Annotated in this window: 7 protein-coding genes; 6 read left to right on the forward strand and 1 reads right to left on the reverse strand. The window is 40.4% G+C overall.

All coding sequences use genetic code 11. From position 1 onward, the window contains the following. Positions 1-60 precede the first annotated feature (60 nt). The 5 genes from BLR60_RS07740 (at position 61) to BLR60_RS07760 (ending at position 3,912) form a co-directional block, all read left to right on the forward strand. Entirely contained in the window at positions 61-1,392 is a 1,332-nt protein-coding gene (locus BLR60_RS07740; RefSeq protein ID WP_090498449.1) for a DUF4302 domain-containing protein, read from the forward strand. A gap of 154 nt (positions 1,393-1,546) precedes the next feature. Then, the gene (locus BLR60_RS07745; RefSeq protein ID WP_090498451.1) at positions 1,547-1,819 is read left to right on the forward strand and encodes a hypothetical protein; all 273 of its coding nucleotides are present in this window, start codon (positions 1,547-1,549) and stop codon (positions 1,817-1,819) included. Positions 1,820-1,823: 4 nt separating this feature from the next. After that, the gene (locus BLR60_RS24815) at positions 1,824-2,222 is read left to right on the forward strand and encodes a DUF983 domain-containing protein (RefSeq protein WP_090498452.1); all 399 of its coding nucleotides are present in this window, start codon (positions 1,824-1,826) and stop codon (positions 2,220-2,222) included. 110 nt (positions 2,223-2,332) lie between these two features. After that, the gene (locus BLR60_RS07755) at positions 2,333-2,995 is read left to right on the forward strand and encodes a DUF2461 domain-containing protein (RefSeq protein ID WP_090498454.1); all 663 of its coding nucleotides are present in this window, start codon (positions 2,333-2,335) and stop codon (positions 2,993-2,995) included. A 77-nt stretch (positions 2,996-3,072) separates the two neighbouring features. Continuing rightward, positions 3,073-3,912 carry an OmpA/MotB family protein gene (locus BLR60_RS07760; protein ID WP_090498456.1) on the forward strand — a complete coding sequence of 280 codons (840 nt, stop codon included), beginning with the start codon at positions 3,073-3,075 and terminating at the stop codon, positions 3,910-3,912. Positions 3,913-4,394: 482 nt separating this feature from the next. On the opposite strand, the gene BLR60_RS07770 is transcribed toward BLR60_RS07760, so the two are convergent. Further along, positions 4,395-6,986 carry an NACHT domain-containing protein gene (locus BLR60_RS07770; protein WP_090498460.1) on the reverse strand — a complete coding sequence of 864 codons (2,592 nt, stop codon included), beginning with the start codon at positions 6,984-6,986 and terminating at the stop codon, positions 4,395-4,397. Positions 6,987-7,228: 242 nt separating this feature from the next. Here BLR60_RS07770 and BLR60_RS07775 point away from each other — a divergent pair, with 242 nt between their 5' ends. Further along, positions 7,229-19,882 (forward strand): Ig-like domain-containing protein, encoded by a 12,654-nt coding sequence (locus BLR60_RS07775; RefSeq protein WP_090498462.1) that lies wholly within the window; start codon positions 7,229-7,231, stop codon positions 19,880-19,882. The last annotated feature ends 1 nt before the right edge of the window (position 19,883 follow it).

The following is a 19,883-nucleotide window of genomic DNA, read 5'->3' on the forward strand; positions in this document are numbered from 1 at the left end:
TATGTCGCTTACCTGAAATAATGAATTCAAAAAGTGTTTTACATTAAATCAAGATTACACATGAAAAAAATATTTATAATAGGTTTTTTTGCATTACTTATTATTCAGGCTTGTAAAAAAGATCAAGAATTGATTGATGGAAAGAGACCTGAAGAAAGAGTGGCAGAAAGCTTGGAAAAATACCGGAATGAATTAACCAGTAGCCCAAATGGTTGGGTGGCATATTTGGGAACAACCCTTGTTGGTGGCGGATATAATTTTTATATGTCATTCGATAAAAACAATAGAGTGGTAATGCGGGCCGATTACAATAGTGATGTTGCGTTTGAATCATTAGAAAGCACCTATAGAGTAAAACAAGTACTGGCTCCTTCTTTGATTTTTGATACCTACACGCTGCTGCATTTATTACAAGATCCTGACCCAGGTTCCTTTGATGGAGATTACTCAGTAGGGTATGGATCCGATTTTGAATTTGAAATTAGAGAGCAGGTTGGCGATACCTTGAAATTGATTGGTAAAAAACGTAAGGCACCGCTTATTTTGGTAAAAGCCACAGCAGATCAGAAAGCATTTTACACCAGCGATAAATTTTCTGACAATATTGAGGGCATTACCAATTTCTTAGCTGATAATCCGTTTACTTACATTTTAGATCCTAAAGATAATACTAAAAAAATACAGGTATCAATGAGCACGGATGTGAGATCAAGATCGTTTGCGCTGATTTCTACAAACGCAGGCGAAATTATTACGAACTCTGGTGTGTTTTCATTTTCAGATGCAGGTGCACGTTTAAATAAACCTGTTAAGCAAGGCGATGTAATCTATACAAGTTTAAGTTGGGATAATGTTACTAACAAGCTTTATCTGGTTTCTAGTACAGGAACTAAGGTTCAAATTTTGGTTTCCAATACACCAATATTACCGCTAAATATCTTAATGGGCTCTGTATATTCATCTATAACCTTGCCTTACGCTACGCAGTATCCAGGCTGGTCTGCAAATTTTGTGACTAGAAGAGCCAGTGCCGCTTCTGCAATATTAAATGGAGGTTATAATTTAAGATTGGATATGATGCAGTTTGTATTTAATGGTAAAGCTAAAACACTAACCCTTAATGCATACGTTTATCAGAATGCGAGTGGATTCTTAGCAGTATATTCTTATACCTATGCTAAAGCAGCTGATGGTACATTTAAATTCACTTACATTGGAGCTAATGGAAATGGATCTTTAATGATTCCGGGAATGAATCCGTTATTGGCGGATCGTATAAATGCTGATGATTTTAAGTTAGACTATTTTATTAATCCTTCAAATGGGGCTATTTTAGGCCAATTTGTTAGTGTGCAGCATCCAGATTTTACATTCTCTGGTGCAATACAATAATTATTAACAACTCTTGAAGCCTCCGGAAATCGGAGGCCTATTTGTAATAATTAATTGACCTTAAGTTCTCTCCAAACCTCACCCTAAAAAGTGAGGTTTTTTTATGACATAATTTTTAAACCTCTCCATGCCTTTATGCTTATATTTGTGAACCATGAAGAAGAAAGCAATTTTTATCCTGTTTGTATTGGTATTTACCTTTGCTATAAGCCTCAATGTTAATGCGCAATGCGCAATGTGTAGCATAAATGCAGAGCAAGGTGTCAAAAACGGCAATACAGTATCAGCAGGTTTAAACACCGGCGTATTATATCTTTTATCGGTTCCGTATTTAATGGCTATTATAGTTGGCGTAGTTTGGTATAAAAAATATCGCAAAAAGAATATTCAGCTCAACATGAAAAAAGAACCTTTTAATTTAAATTAAAAGCATGTCTGATCAAACTACCTCAAAACTCTATGCCATTGTAAATTGTAAATGCCCGCATTGCCGTAGGGGAGATATTTTTACAGGCAGTATGTACGGCTGGAACATTCAGCATACTAAAGAAATCTGTGGACATTGTGCACAACGGATAGAAATTGAACCCGGTTACTTTTATGCAGCTATGTATGTAAGTTATGCCATGAATGTGATTGAAATGCTTTTCGCTAGTTTTCTCACCTATTTAGTTTTCGGTCCGCTTACCGATGATACGTTCTGGCCTTATCTGATTGTTATTTTTACAGGTTGTTTTATCCTTTATCCCTTTAACTACCGTTATTCGAGGATCATATTGCTTCATGTTTTATCGCCAAATATTAAGTATAAGCCGTATTACGATAAGTAGGCCGTTTGGTTTAGGGATTAGCGAGAAGCGTTTAGCGGCGATTAACAGATTTCGGCCATCCGTTACGAGCCCAATAAACAAATGACCAGTGAACGAATGAAGCATAAGATATGTTAAAAAAAGAAACCCTAAAATTTATAAAAGACGTTGCCGAAAATAATAACCGCGAATGGTTTGCTGCCAATAAAGAGGTTTACGAAGCGGCCAAAGCGGATGTTTTGACTTTGGTAAGTACGCTTATTCCCGAACTGGCCAAGGTAGATCCATTGCTTTCAGCAGAGGCTGATCCTAAAAAAAGCCTGTTGCGTATCTATCGTGATGTACGTTTCAGTAAAAATAAAGACCCTTATAAAAATAACTTCGGTATCTGGTTTTCGGCAAAAAGTAAGGGAGGCAATGAGCCTGGCTATTATCTTCATATCCAGCCAGGCAAAAGCTTTATTGCGGGTGGCTACTGGATGCCAGAAGCAGCGCATTTAAAATTAATCAGACAGGAAATTGATTATAATATAGGCGATTTCAAAGAAATTATTAACGGAAAGGATTTTAAGAAAAACTTTAAGTTAGGTGTTGATAATGCCCTTAAAAATGCGCCGAAAGGCTATGATCCTGCAGATCCAAACATCGAATTTTTAAGGCTGAAAAGCTTCGAAGCCACTACAAAAATCGATGATGAAGAATTTTTAAAACCAAAGCTCGTTAATAAGTTGATAAGTTCTTTTAAAACAGTACAACCATTAGTTGCATTTTTACGAAATGCAATAGATGGTTAATTGTAGAAATCGTATAAATTGGTTAACTGCCACGATTAAACAATTAACCGATTAACCAATTAACCCTAAATTAAAACATGAAAAATACCTTTTTTGCCTTTGCCATTTTCCTCTTTTTTTCTTCGCTAACTTCTTGTGTAGTATTATCTCCTAAAAAATATAAAGCTTTATTGGGAACCAAAGATTCACTTTATACGGCATTCAATGAAGGCTTAATTAAAATTGAAAATCTTGAAAAAGAGGTGTCAAAGTTAAAAAAGGATACCACCTTAATGGCGGAAGAACTTCGCGATCTGCAAAATAGTTACAATACTGTTGATGCCAACTACAAAAAGCTTAAAAATAATTCTTCAAGCGAAATTACCAAATTATCAGGCGATTTAGCCGCCCGCGAAAAGCGCTTAAAAGAAGTGGAAGAGGTGTTGCGCAAACGCGATGAAGCGACCAACTCGCTCAAAGAAAAACTTCAGCAGGCCCTATTGGGCTTTACGAAAAGCGGTTTAACCGTAGAGATAAAAAATGGTAAGGTATATGTTTCGCTAACCGATAAACTATTATTCCCATCTGGCAGTATCATTATTGATGAAAAAGGTAAGCAGGCTTTAACACAATTGGCCAATGTTTTAAAACAGCAGCCAGAAATTAACATCGCAGTTGAGGGACATACTGATAACCAAAAAATAAATAACCTGGGACAAATTAAAGATAACTGGGATTTAAGTGTATTGAGAGCTACCTCTGTTGTACGTTATTTAACAGAGAATGAGAAGGTAGAAAGTGTAAGAATGACCGCAACCGGTAAAGGCGAATTTCAGCCCTTGGGTTCTAACGCAAATGCAGATGGAAGAAGTAAAAACAGAAGAATAGAGATTGTACTTTCGCCTAAACTGGATGAGCTTTATAACCTGATTAAATAGTAATTCTTACGTATGGGCAAGAAGCCTATCTTATAGGATATAGATGTGAATCATTTCAGTATTAGGAAATGAAGGAACTGTGGTTCTTGGCGGCTTCAGTCCCGCCATTTGCTTTACTCCGTTGCACTTCGTGTTCGCTGCTGTCGGGTTTAGGAACTGTGGTTTCTGCACCTGGCAACCCTCCAAATGGAATACATCTGTAGCCATCTAGCCCCGGTTGAAGCGGTTACCCTGCAGCAACGAGGTACGAGGCAGCGAAGCGTAAAAGCGGAAAACGGGATTTAACGAGGTGTTTCGCACAGGCCTTGCGCTCCATAAAAGAAATAATTTATTTTTGGGATTGGGAAACGATAGGTCTGTGTTCCTGGCAGCTTTAGTCCGGCCATGCGTAAAAGCGAAAAATGGAAAAAGTTTAGTTGTTTTGCGCTGACCTATAGCTTCATATAAAAACATACGGACCGAATTGAAAAATAAAACCTTTACTATAGGTTTTGGTGCCGGCGATAAGATTTTAAAATTTTAAAGGTATGCTCAAACTCATGGCTGCTGAGGTTAGAATAGTCGGGCATAGAAAGCTTGTGGACCGTTAAAAAGTTGAGCAGCTCTTTAATTACATTTGATACCTCTTCCGATTCTTCTGTATGTTTCAGGGTATCAATCTTGTTTAATAATAAGGCTATTTCGAACATCTTAAAATTATTCCTTTTAGTAATGTCCAAACCTGTATTAGTTTCTATAAGTGCTTGTTCGTAATGATGCGTGGCATTGTAAAAGTTGGCTTTAAAAACATTAAAGCTAGCTAATATGAAATTGGTATAATAGGTATAATCGCTGCTGATGATCTTATCTACAAAATGCATAATGCGCTGCGCTTTTTTAAAATAGTTGAGTTTAATGTAGGTTTGACCTAAATGAAGCAATAGAAATGGAGAAAACACCGAATGTCTGACGTAAAAAATATTCGGATATTTACGTAGTATAGCCATAATAAAACGGTGGCATTCTGCATAATTTTTTTGAGAGAATAAGGCAATCACCACCAATCGGTAAGTGAGCATTTCGGCAGAAGTGATTTCTTCATTTTTCCTTGGTTTGCTCTGATCGATCTCTTTGCACAGTTTTATTATTTTATCTTCAAGGCTTTTGCTCTCATTAGGTTTATTGTTCAGGTTGTTATGGAAATATAGAATTAAATCATAAGGGTTAATCGGAAACAGTTCATTTAATCTTTTATAATTTCTTTTGAGCAACTGCATGGTATTGGTTAATGCCATTTTATCTACATCAATAAGGTTTACAGTGCATTCTATTACATGTAGCATAATCTGCATGTCTTCGTTCAGTACATTATCCGATATGGTTCTGATGGTTTCTTTGTACAGGTTGCTCATGGTTCGCCCTGAAGCCATAATATCGATAAAATCTATACCGATTGTCAGCTTATTGAAGTTCCCATTAGGTTTGCTTAGCTCATATTTCGATACGTAACAGATAAAATCGAAAGCATTGTTTTTTTCGCGGTTGGAAAATGGTAACCTGAAGATGCTTTTCAAAGCAGCGATTTCATTTCGGTTAATAGAAAATCTGATAGACCAGTTCAGGATATGATCTCTTTTGGAATTTTGGCCAGGGAAACTATCTAAAATGTGCTCGAAAAATAGCTTATCAGGTTTGTAATCAAATTTATCGGTAATCTGTATAAATAGAAAATAAGTATAGATATCATCATTTAAAAAGCGGACGATTTCTGTAGGAATGGTTGTACTTAACCTTTTTTCTTCAATGATAATGCCGGCATTCAAAAGTTCTTCATAGGCATCGGGATAACAATTGATATAGCTGAGGATTTTTTCTTTAGCAACCCTTAACTTCTTATTCCCTTCTGATATGCAATCACTTATTTTTTTGAGTAGAAATATTTTTTCGGTGCTTTTTTTTGCCAGAAATACGCGCTTTTCCAAAAAATAACTGATCAATTCATAACATAGTAATGGATTATTCAGTTCAAGTTGTTGATTTTCATCTTTAAGCTTGAAATAGATCTGTAACCAGAAAGGTGTTTTAAACTGGGTTAAAAGTTGCAAACTTACATCTGCCCGATTGATAATTTTGTTTTCTATGTGGCTTAAGGTATAGAGTATCTCATCGACATTTAACGATGGTACATTACTTAAGGTTTCCTCATCATAAAATAAGCCCGTATACCAGGATTTAGTTAAAGAAGCAGAACCATTAATGGCAGGCTGAAGATTAATCCAGGTATCTGTTCGCAAGCCAAATATGAGTTTAACAAAATTGTTTTCTTCTATGCTGTATAGAAGGTCGATAAATATTTTAAAATAATTGCTCTTAGCTAAATGTGCATCAATACCATCTACAATAATAACAAAACGGCCTTCTCTCTTTTCAGGATTTTTTTTAAAAAAACTGATTAATTCGCTAAAGCTTCCGAATTTAAATTCTTTTAAAAACCATTCTTTTAAAGTATCACCACTTTGGATAATGGTATTAATACTGGTAGAGTTAATCAATAAAATGATATCGTTTTTGTAAAGGGCATTTTCTGAAAAGAAAAAATACTCTACCATATGTGCAAGCAGTATCGATTTACCTTGGCCCGGCTGGGCACTTACCGTGGTAAACTGGTAATTGTTTTTTAAGAAATAATCAAAGTCTGGATAAAAAAAACTTCTGTTAGCGGTAGTATTAAATGGAACACCCGAATTATTTTTTTTTGCAATTAACGATACTGATGTAATGGCATGTGCCTTTAACTTTAAATCCTGCCATATACTATGGGCAGAAGTTGTCTGACTTTCCTTGTCTTTGCAAAATGAATCCCAATCGTTATAACCTATATATTGCGACAGGCTGTTTAAAGTAAATAAAGAGAATTTATGTAAAGTGTTTGCAAAGCCAAAAAATCGTTTGATTGTAGTTTCACTTACATAGTTTTTGGTTTCCTGATATACATATTCAGAAATAATCTTGCAATGAGCCGGGTCGATATTTCTCAGACCAGATTTTATGAGGACAAACTTCCGGAGTTCGATAAGGAGATCGTTAGCATTCATTAATTGACAGATGGGATGACTAACGCTAATGTCATCATAATTTAACAATTGAAGAAATCTATTCACTAAGAAAGCTTAGTATGAATAAAATGAATGAAGTGGGTAGGATAAAAATGAATAGTAATGGATAAGACAGGAATCTATTCTAAATATAGATTTGTCACCAGAATATAATGCGACTGAAAAACATCAATTGCCACAGTAGCATTAGCACATAGTAAGTCTCCTAAATAACGCCTGATATGATGAAAACTTATACTTTCTCATCCCGCATAGGGATAATCCGCCATGTTTTTATTGCGGTCATCATTCTATTAACGCTCTTCTCTGCTAAATCGTATGCACAAACAAAAATTTTTGCAAATACGGTATCTGCCCAAAGTAGGGTAGACAATGCAAGCAATGCAACCCTGGATAATAACAATTTCGCTACAGTTAATTCATATGGCGGCGTTGCTGTTGGAGTAGGGTCGTACAGTGGAGAACTGGAGTTAAAATACCCGGCTGTTGTCGCTGCGGGAATAACATCCTATATCAGAATAGATTTTGATGGAGATGTGCTAAACAGCTTATTAGGTGGTAATTTAGGTACTTTGCTCGCTAATGTAGGTGGAACGGTAGTTCTTGGAAACCATTCTTTCCAGGTAGGGGCCAGAAGCGGTGCCTCAGCAGTTCCCCCAATTGGTGGTAACAGTGTTAACGGATTTTCCTCAGATAACCTGCGGTTGGTAAAAGATGCAAATGGTTTCTTTTACCTGGCAATAACCCCCACGCAGGCTTATGACAGGGTTTTTATTAAAGATGTAACCAATGCACTTCTGGTTTCGGTTGCCAATAATACAAAAGTTTATTATGCTTTTTATACTTCGGGTACCGATCCGTGTGCGCAGGCCTTTGCTACAGGATTTGAAGGGACAGGTATTACACTTGATGCTTTACAGCTGGGCAGTTCTGGGGTAACTAATAGTGAAAGGGCTATAGATTCAGATCCAAATAACTTTTCTCAACTGAGTTTAGGTGTACTTGGCGTAGGATCATCCATTAGCCAGAATTTCTATTTTGCAACGCCATCAAATCCTGGAGATGATATTAACCTCCGACTTAGCGCTTCGCCAGCACTACTAACGGCAGGGCTTTTACAAAATATTTCTATAACGGCATATAATGGCGGTAACCAGGTATACACGGGCTCAGCCGCAAGCTTATTAAATCTAGACTTACTGGGTTTACTCAATAGCGGGCAGCCAGTATCAATACCTTTTTCTCCAGGCGCCAATGTAGTATACGATAGGGTGAAGGTTACACTTGGCTCTGTAGTTGCCTTAAACCTTACACAAATCATCAATGTTTATGGTGTAATCCGATCTGCCGGCCGGCCAACGCCAGCAAGCACTGCAATTGCTGCATGTTACAATAGTACGGTAGCTTTAAACGCTACTACTCCGAATACCAACGAATTGAGGTGGTATGAAGGGGTAGAAGGTGGAACCGCATTACAAACAGTTGCTTTTAATGGTACTTATACCACCCCGGCATTAACGGCTAATAAAACTTATTATGTCGCTGCCAGAAGATTAGGCTGTACAGCCGAATCGGCAAGGATACCTGTAGTAATTACAGTAAATCCACAGATTATTTTTAATGGGACCGCATTAACAAACGCCACACCAGGTTTTGCCTATTCTAAACAACTGGATGTAGCCACAGGTGGAACAGCAGGTTATACTTATGCTTTAGCTGCAGAAAGTACCTTGCCAACAGGTTTAAATTTATCATCAGCCGGCGCAATTACCGGAACGCCAACGGTAGCGAATACCTATACTTTTTCTGTAGTTGCTACTGATGCCAAAGGTTGTAAAGCAACTGCAACTTACAATTTAACAGTTACGGCTGCATTGGTTTTTACCCCAGGTGCATTGCCAAATGGTTTAACAGGAACAGTCTATCCAACACAAACCATTCCGGCTGCAACCGGCGGTACAGGGCTATATACTTATACTGCAACAGGCGTTCCACCGGGATTAACCTTTAACCCTACAACAAGAGAAATTACCGGAACACCAACCCAACCTGGAACGTACACCATACCAGTTACGGTTGTTGATGCAAACGGTAATACCCTAATTTCTAATTATACCTTAAAAATTACTGATCCTTTACTGTTAACTACAGCAATTTTGGCTGATGGTACCACCGGAACAGTTTATACAACACAGATTATTCCAAGTGCAATCGGTGGAACTACGCCTTATACTTATTCGGCAACGGGTCTTCCTCCTGGTTTAGCTTTTAATCCATCAACCAGGGCCATTACCGGAACGCCAACAACTATTGGGGCTTATACTGTAGCAGTTACGGTAACTGATGCTGATGGAAAAACGGTGACTACCAATTATACCATTAACATTAACAACCCGTTGTTGTTACCGGCTGCAACTTTGCCAGATGGAACAGAAGGAACAGTTTATACTATGCAAACTTTACCAGCTGCTACCGGTGGGGTTGGCCCTTATACTTATGTAGGTAGTAATCTTCCTGCGGGTTTATCTTTTAATCCGACGACAAGGGAGATTACGGGTACACCAACACAAGCAGGTAATGATGTAATTAGCCTAACAGTTACCGATAGTCAAGGTAAAACAGCAAGTAACACTTATCCTATTAAAATAAATGGTACCCTAAATTTACCAACAAAAACTTTACCTAACGGAATTGTTGGTACTTCTTATTTACCGCAAACTTTACCAGCTGTAACAGGTGGAACTTCGCCGTATACTTATGCAGCAACAAACCTTCCTCCGGGATTATCGTTCAACCCAACTACAAGAGAGATTACCGGAACACCAACTCAAGGTGGTACCTATAATGTTTCTTTAACCGCTACAGATGCTAACAATAATAAAGCCACGACCACCTACACAATAACTGTAACGGTTAATGCTCCGGTTGTTGCTTCTGCAACGGTATGTGCCGGAAGCACTGCTACTTTAACAGTAAGCAACCTTCAGGCTGGTGTAACTTATAACTGGTATGCATCAACAGGAAGCACTCCATTAGTAACTGGCAATAACGGGACTTTTGTAACACCTGTAATAAATTCAGCAACTGTATTTTATGTAGAAGCTGTTTCTGGAACAGCGATCAGTTCTAGAACATCGGTTACAGTTTCAGTTAACCCACCTGCAACTTTAGCAACAGTTACGACCAATAATCAGGTAATCAACTCCGGACAAACCACTACTTTAACTGCAACCGCTGATGCTGGAAATACCATAGCCTGGTTTGATGCGCCATCAGCAGGTACACAGGTTGGAACAGGAACTTCGTTCACTACGCCAGCTTTAACAGCAACAAAAATTTATTATATAGAAACCACAAGCAGCAATGGCTGTAAGAATGCAAGCCGCGTTCCGGTTACTGTAACTGTAATTAATGGCAACGGCGCAACAGCTTGTAATGCCGCAAATAGTCAGAACACCGGTATTAATGGTATCTGTTTATTATGCGCCGTAAATGGTGCAGGTAACTCTACTGATACTGATGCAAATAACTTCACCCGGATTTCTCTTGCTGTGGGCGTTACAGCAACAGGTTACCAACAATTAATTTTTCCATCTACTGGTGTTGCCACAGATAGTATCCGTTTAGACTTAGCTCTACCAACTGGTTTAACTGATGTTGGCCTTTTAAATAATGTAACCATAACTGTGTTAAATGGTACCACGGTTGTAAAAACAGTTCAATTAAACGGTGCATTATTAAGTCTTCAACTTTTATCGGGCAACCGTTTTGCGGCAACTGTTTTAGCGGGTGGAGCTTACGATAGGGTTCAGATAAGCTTTGGTGCACTCGCATCTGCTTTAACCAGCCTGGATATTTATGGTGCAACAGTAGTTTATCCTAACCCAACATTTATAAACGGTGCGCAATCTATTTGTGCAGGTAGCACGGCAACACTAAGTGCAACGGCAAATGGCGGCACTACTTTGGCTTGGTTTGATGCACCAACCGGTGGAAACCAAGTAGGTACGGGTGCAAACTTCACTACGCCTGCATTAACCGCTACAACAACTTATTATGTTCAGGTTAGCAAAGGAACTTGTTCAAATGCCACAAGGGTTCCGGTGGTTGTTACCGTTAACCCCGCAATTGTATTTGCAGGTGTTACTTTAACCAACGCAACAATTGCCTCACCGTACAGTAAGCAACTTCCGGTAGCTACGGGTGGAACTCCAGGTTATACTTATGCCTTAGCTACAGGTAGTTCTTTGCCAGCTGGTTTAACTTTATCAGCAAGTGGCCTGGTAAGCGGAACACCAACGGCAACGGGTAACCCAACATTCGATGTTTTAGTAACCGATACAAAAGGTTGTAATACAACAGCAACATTTACTTTAACGGTAACACCAGCGTTGGCATTGGCTGAGGGAGCATTACCTAATGGCGTAACAGGTATAGCATATACAACCAATGGAATTCCCGCTGTAACCGGTGGAACAGGTCCTTATACTTATTCAGCTACAGGTGTTCCTCCAGGATTAACCTTTGATCCTGCAACAAGAGAAATTACAGGCACACCTACTCAGATCGGAACCTTTACCATTCCGGTTACGGTAACGGATGCCAATGGCAATACAATCACTGCTAGTTATACACTTAAAGTAACAGATTCATTGGTTTTACCCGCGGCAACTTTAGCTAATGGAACTACTGGTACCGTTTATCCTACTCAAACTATTCCATCTGCAACAGGGGGCTCAACACCTTATACATATGCGGCATCCGGTCTCCCTCCGGGATTGGCTTTTAACCCGGCAACGAGAGAAATTACCGGTACGCCTACACAATCCGGGACTTTTACTGTACCGGTAACGGTAACCGATGCTGATGGGAAAACAGCAACAAACAATTATACTGTTGTTGTAGTTGATCCGCTATTATTGCCGGCCGCAACTTTGCCTGATGGAACAGAAGGAACAGTTTATGCTACGCAGATCTTACCACCTGCAATTGGTGGCGTTGGTCCTTATACTTATATAGCAAGCAATTTGCCAGCCGGATTAACCTTTAATCCAACAACAAGAGAAGTTTTCGGAACACCTATACAGGCCGGAAATTATTCGATCGGTGTAACCGCAACAGATGGTGAAGGTAGAACAGCAAGTAATAATTATTCGCTTAAAGTTATAGGTGTATTATCATTACCTGGTGCAACTTTACCAAACGGTATTGTAGGCACGCCTTACCCAACGCAAACTTTGCCAGCAGTAGCAGGTGGAACAGCACCATATACTTATTTAGCTACAAACCTTCCTCCGGGATTAAGTTTTAATACTGCAACAAGAGAAATTACAGGAACACCAACTTCAGGTGGAGCTTTTACCATCTCTTTAACCGCAACAGATGCTAACGGAAACAAAGCAACAACTGCTTACAGTTTAACCGTTACGGTTGATGCACCTGTGGTGGCCACAGCTACAGTTTGTGCCGGAAGTTCAGCTACGTTAAGCGTTAGCAATTTGCAGGCTGGCGTAATTTATAACTGGTATGCTTCTACCGGAAATACTCCATTGGTTACTAATAATACAGGTGTTTTTGTAACTCCTGCAGTAAACACTCCAACAGTATTTTATGTGGAGGCCGTATCCGGAACTGCAGTAAGCTCAAGAACTGCCGTTAACGTTTCGGTTAACCCGCCAGCAACTGCGGCCACCGTAACCACCAACAGTCAGGTTATTAATGCCGGACAGTCTACTACTTTATTGGCAACGGCTGATGCCGGAAATACTATTCAATGGTACGACGCTGCAACAGCAGGAACACAGGTAGGTACAGGTACTTCATTCACTACACCAGCACTTTCTGCCACTACTACTTATTATGTAGAAACAACAAATGCATTTGGTTGTAAAAGTGCAAGCCGCATACCGGTAACGGTTACTGTACTAAATAATGGCGGCGGTACTGCATGTAATGCGGCCAATGCGCAAAACTCCGGTATTAACGGAATCTGTTTGTTATGTGGTATAACTGGTGCAGGAAACTCTACTGACGCAGATCCTACTAACTTTACCAGAATATCGCTTGCAGTTGGTGTAGGTGGATCAGGTTACCAGCAGTTAATTTTTCCTGCGGTTGGAGTAGCTACAGATAGTATTCGTTTAGATTTAGCTTTACCTACGGGTTTGGCAGATGTGGGTTTATTAAATAACGTAACCGTTACCATATTAAATGGTGCCTCGGTTGTAAAAACAGTACAATTAAATGGTGGATTGTTAAGTCTCAGACTTTTATCAGGTAACCGTTTTGCGGCAACTGTATTGGCTGGTGGTGCATATGATAGGGTACAGGTTAGTTTCGGGGCACTAGCTACCGCTTTAACCAGCTTGGATGTGTATGGTGCAACCGTAATTTATCCTAATCCAACCATAACTGCCGGTGCGCAAACTGTTTGTGCGGGAAGCACGGCAACATTATCTGCAACCGCAAACGGCGGTACAACATTGGCCTGGTACGATACAGCAACAGGTGGTACACAACTGGCCACAGGCGAAACATTTACCACACCGGCTTTAACGGCTACTACAACTTATTATATTCAGGTAAGCAAAGCAGGTTGTCCGAATGCAACCAGAATTCCGGTAACTGTTACCGTTACGCCAGCTTTACCGACACCAGTATTGGCAACCATTGCGAATGTTTGCGAAGGATCATCGGCAACTTTGTCTATTGCTAATCCAGATGCGGCGGTAACCTATAAATGGTATGACGCTGCTATAGGTGGAAACCTGGTTTTTACAGGTACAGTCTTCTCAACACCGGCTTTAACAGCGGCTACTACTTATTATGTAGAGGCTGCCCAGGGAAACTGTACAAGCGCTTCCCGTGCAGCCGCAGCTGTAGCTGTAAATCCTCGCCCGGCTTTACCTGTTGTAACAGCTAGTTCATCAACAGTGAACCCAGGACAAACGGCAATTTTAACAGCTGGTTCTGCGGATCCTGCTCACACTTTCAACTGGTATACTTCGAATACCTCAACTGCGCCAATTTATGTAGGTGCAACTTATGTTACGCCACCATTGTTGGCTACTACAACTTACTATGTAGAAGCTGTTTCTACTAATGGTTGTGCTTCAGCAAGCCGGGTGCAGATTACCATCACGGTTGATGGAAACGGATCTCCAAACCCTGTGCCTTGTGAGGCCGCAACAACACAAGTTGGTGGCGTTACAGGTGTAGCTTTATTATCAGGTGTGTTTAACCCAACATTAGCTATTGATAATGATACCCAAACCGCATCTTCATTGATTATGCCGGTTGGAGCGCTTGGTGCATCAGTTTATCAAAGAGTAGGTTTTGGATCATTATCTACAGTTGGAGATACCGTACGTGTTTTAGTATCATCACCGGGAAAATTATTATCACTGTCACTGTTGGGCAACGCTTCAATTACATCTTATGTAGGAGCCAACAGCAATGGCGATTCGAGATTGTTAAACGATAACTTGCTCAATATTCAATTGTTAAGTGGTAATACCCAAGCCTTAATCACTTTTGTTCCAACCAGTGTTTTCGATGGAGTAGAATTGAGGTTAAATTCAGGTGTATTGGGCGCCTTAACGTCAATCAACTTAAATTACGCGCAGCGGATTTTGATTGCACCAACTGTAGCATCAGCTAATGTTACAGCTTGTGTTGGTCAAACCGCACAGCTCGAAGTAAGCAACCCATCAGCAGGTTTAACTTACAGATGGTACGATGCTACAGGTACTTATTTAAACGGTAAAGACGGTATTATATTTACAACACCGGTTTTAACTGGCGATACCAAATTTTATGTGGCTGCAGTTTCTGCAACTGGTTGTGTAAGCTATAAAACAGTAGTTAATGTAACTACAAATCCGGCACCGGTAGCACCAGACCTACTTTCGGCAGCTGTTAATACTTGTCCGAATACATCGGTTACGCTCCAGGTTAAAAACCCAATTGCAGGTACAACCTATAACTGGTACGATACTGCAACCTCAACAACTGCCTTATTTACGGGTGATAACTTTACCACACCATTAATTACAGCTGATAGAAGTTACTTTGTAGCAGCAATAAACAGTTGTGGCAGCTCATCAACAAGAACCGAGGCTAAAATTGTATTGGGAACTATAGATGTTCCGGTAATTACACCATCATCGATCACAATCAGTGAAGGTTCTGTTGCTGTGTTAAAGGCAACTTCCAGTACGACAGGCGCAACAATTAACTGGTATACTACTGCAAACGGCGTAGTTCCGGTATTTACTGGCGAAACTTATGTAACACCACAATTAAGTGCAACCACTACTTATTATGTAGAAGCGACTATTCCGGGCGGCTGTACTGCAACCAGCAGGGCAATCGTAACGGTTACGGTAATTTCAAATGGTAACCCGGTAACTACGCCTTGTGGGACAGCTACAACAACAGTGGCAAGTGGTGTAACAGGCGTAGCCTTATCTGCAGCAGTTTTCAACCCGGCTTTTGCAGTCGATAACGACATCAATACCGGATCTAGTTTAGTGATACCAGTGGGATTACTTGGCGCATCTGTTTATCAGCAGGTTGGTTTTACAGGATTATCTAGTGCTGGCGATACGTTGAGGGTGAAAATTACCACTCCTGGTATACCGCTTTCGGCAGGTGTATTATCTAACCTAACCGTAACTACTTTCCAAGGTACAACCAGCAATAACGATGCGGTTTCTATATCTAACCCATTAATTATCTTAAAATTATTAACAGGCGGAACATCAGCTATATTAACTTTTGTACCAGCAAGTAAATTTGATGGAGCAGAATTGAGGTTAAGTTCGGGTCTGCTTGGAGCGTTAACATCTGTTAATTTAGATTATGCTCAACGGGTAATTACTACACCAACTGTTACCGCAGCTACTGCAAGTGCTTGTCAAGGCTCATCTGCAACATTAAGTGTGCAGAATCCACAGGCAGGTGTGATTTACAAGTGGTACCTGGGCACAACTTATCAGGTAGGAAAAGATGGCCCAACTTTCACTACAGACCCTGCTTTGGCCGCAGGAACTTATACCTATTCGGTAACGGCAACGGCTGATGGCTGTGAGACTCCGGAAACCAACGTAACGGTAACTATTTTAACTCCACCGGTAGCACCGATACCATCAACTACTAATCCTACTACAATTTGTATCGGCTCAACTGCTACTTTAAGCGTACAGGCTGTTACAGGAGTAACTTATAACTGGTACGATGCGGCTGTAGCCGGAAATATGTTGGTAACCAATAACAGTAGCTTTACTACATCTGCATCACTTGCAGCTGGAACATATGATTATTATGTGGAAGCCTTAAGTGTAACAGGTTGTTCAAACTCAACGCGTACAAAAGTTTCTATCACTGTTAATCCATCGGCATTACCTACTGATTTAACCGTAACCGGAACTGCCTCGCTTTGTGCTTCTGGTACAGCAACGCTTACGGCAACCAGTACAACAGTAACCGGTCCGGTATTTACCTGGTACACCGATGCAGCTTTAACACAGGTTGCCTATGTTGGGGCAGTATTTAATACGCCAGCCATTACCACAACCACTCAATACTATGTTACTGTTAGCGGAACAAACAAATGCGCAAATAATGCAGGTAATGCAAAAGAGGTTACCATAACGGTAAATCCTACGGCTACCCAAGCTGACATTAACCTGGCTGGAACAAGTACCGTTTGCGGTGGTGCTTCAGTTACTTTAAATGCAACAAGCACAACGGTAATTAATCCTGTATTTGCCTGGTACAGTGATGCTGCTTTAACTATAATGGCATTTACCGGTGCTAACTTTATTACCCCGGTACTTAGTGCAACCACCACTTATTATGTGACGGTAAAAGGCGATAATAAATGTGAGAATACTACGGCTAATGCAAAATCGATCACCATTACCGTTAATCCTGCAGCTACTGATGCAGACATTGCCATCAGCGGAATTACATCCATTTGTAAGGGGGCTGCAGCAGCATTATCTGCATCTACAACAACGGTAATTAATCCTGTATTTACCTGGTACAGCAATGCAAACTTAACTACCGTAGCTTATGTAGGTGCGAGCTTTACTACACCGGCACTTAATGCAACCACCACTTATTATGTAACTGTAAAAGGGGATAATAAATGTGAGAATTTAGCAGCAGGCGCGGAGGTTGTGACGGTAACCGTTAAAGAGTTTGCTACATCTGCTGATATTGCAGTAAGCAATGCCCAGATCTGCTCCGGTTCTACTGTAATATTAATGGCTTCGAGTACTACGGTTACTCAACCTGTATTTACATGGTATAGTGATGCCTCATTAACAAGTGCAGTATTTACCGGACCAACTTTCACAGTATCTGGTTTAACTGCCACTACCACTTATTATGTAAGCGCTAGGGGTGCCAATAAATGTGAGAATAGTGCTGCAGATGCCAAAACGGTAACCGTAACGGTAAATCCATTGGCCACCACTACCGATATTATTCTCAATGGAAGCACAGTTGCTTGCGCAGGATCATCGGCGGCATTGAGTGCAACATCTCCAACAGTAACTAATCCGGTATTTACCTGGTATAGTGATGCTGCTTTAACCAATGTAAGTTTCATTGGTGCAACATTTACTACACCGCCATTAAATGCCACAACTACTTATTATGTAACCGTTAAAGGCGATAATAAATGTGAGAATGCACCTGGTACTGCCAGGGTAATAACCATTACGGTGAGCCCGGTAGCTACCGCTGCTGATATTACCGCTACTGATGCAACCATATGCTCAGGATCAGGCACTACGCTGGTAGCAGGTACCACAACCGTAACCAACCCAATCTTTACCTGGTACAACGATGCGGCATTAACTTCTATAGCTTATGTAGGTACATCATTCGTTACCCCGGTATTAACGGCAACAACTAAATACTATGTAACCGTTAAAGGTGATAATAAATGTGAAAACTCAGGTATTACAGCTAAAGTGGTAACGGTTAATGTGAACCAGGGGGCAACAGCTGCAGATGTTACTTTATCAACGCCAACACTGGTATGTGGATCGGGCACTGCGGTAATCAATGCGAGTTCAACAACCGTAACCAATCCGGTATTTACCTGGTACAATGATGCTTCATTAACCAGTTTAGCTTTTACCGGACCAATATTTACCACACCGGTATTAAGTACTACCACAACTTATTATGTAACCGTTAAAGGAACTAATAAATGTGAAAGCACGGCAGCTAATGCGGTAGCAGTAACTGTTACTGTTAATCCTAATGCAATAGCAGCAGATATTACTGTAAATGGCTCAACTTCAGTTTGTGCCAATACAGCAGCAACATTAGCCGCAACAAGCACAACAGTAACCAACCCAATATTTACCTGGTACAGTGATGCTACTTTAAATACAGTAGTATTTACCGGGGCAGTATTTGTTACACCAGTATTAACTGCCAATGCAACGTATTATGTAACGGTTAAAGGCGATAACAAATGTGAAAATACCGCTGCAACAGCAAGGTCAGTGGCCATTACTGTAAATGCATCACCTAACAACCCTATAGTATCAGCTCCAAATGGAGGTATATGTGCTGGTGATGGAGCCACGCTAACAGTAACCAATGCGCAGGCAGGTGTTACTTACGAGTGGTACAATGCAGCAGTTAATGGTAACTTATTATTCACTGGCACAACATTCAATGTAACAGCCTTATCTACAACAACAGACTACTATGTTTTAGCAATTGGAACAGGTGGGTGTAACAACAATGGTGGCCGTGTAAAAGTAACGGTTACAGTTAATACAAAACCATCCGTACCAACAGTAGCTGCTGCATCGGTTAGCGTTTGTACAGGAAATTCAGCTATGTTAACGGTTACGAACCCTCAAACAGGTGTAACATACAATTGGTATACAGCATCAGCAGGCGGAACGTTAGCCGGAACAGGTATTAACTTTACAACACCTGCGGTTAATGCGAATGTCACTTATTATGTTGAAGGTGCAAACGGAACTTGTACATCATCATCCAGAACACCTGTAAATGTAATCGCATTACCTGTACCAGTTGCACCTTCATCGGTAACAGCAGCAAACGGAACACTTTGCGCAGGTAGCTCAGCGCTATTAACGGTAAATAATCCTGTTGCCGGATTAGTATACAGATGGTATGCTGCAAGCTCAGGCGGAACGGTATTGGCAGAAGGTATAACCTTTACCACACCGAACTTAAATGCGACAACAGTCTACTATGTAGAAGCGATTGCAGCAGGCGGTTGCGCAAGTGCAGCAAGAACAGGTGTTACGGTAACTGTACTGCCGGTATTAGATAAACCAACGGTAGTTGTACAAGCCACAACAGCAAATAGTGTAACGTTTGCATGGGCTGCGGTTGCAGGTGCTACGGCATATGAAGTTTCATTAGACAATGGTTTAACCTGGGTCAACCCAACAAGCGGATCAACCGGAACAACTTACTTAGTAGCAGGACTGAAACCAGATCAAAATGTAAGCATTCTGGTGAGAGCTAAAGGTCAGACTGCGTGCCAAACCAGCCAAAATGGTTCAGCCAATGGCAAAGCAGCCAATCCTTTTGGAGATCAGGTTTACATACCAAATGCATTTACACCAAATAACGACGGTAAAAATGACATATTCTTAATCTACGGTAATACCCTATCAAGTGCAAAAATGAGCATTTACACACAATGGGGACAGTTGATATTCCAGTCAGATAATGTTGCAAACGGATGGGATGGAACTTTCAAAGGGGTAAATCAACCGATTGGAGTTTATGTGTACATGGTTGATATTACCTTCAGCAATGGAACAACATCGATGAGAAAAGGTACAGTAACGCTGATTAGATAAG

This window comes from Pedobacter terrae, from assembly GCF_900100705.1.
In the GTDB taxonomy this organism is placed as follows: domain Bacteria; phylum Bacteroidota; class Bacteroidia; order Sphingobacteriales; family Sphingobacteriaceae; genus Pedobacter; species Pedobacter terrae.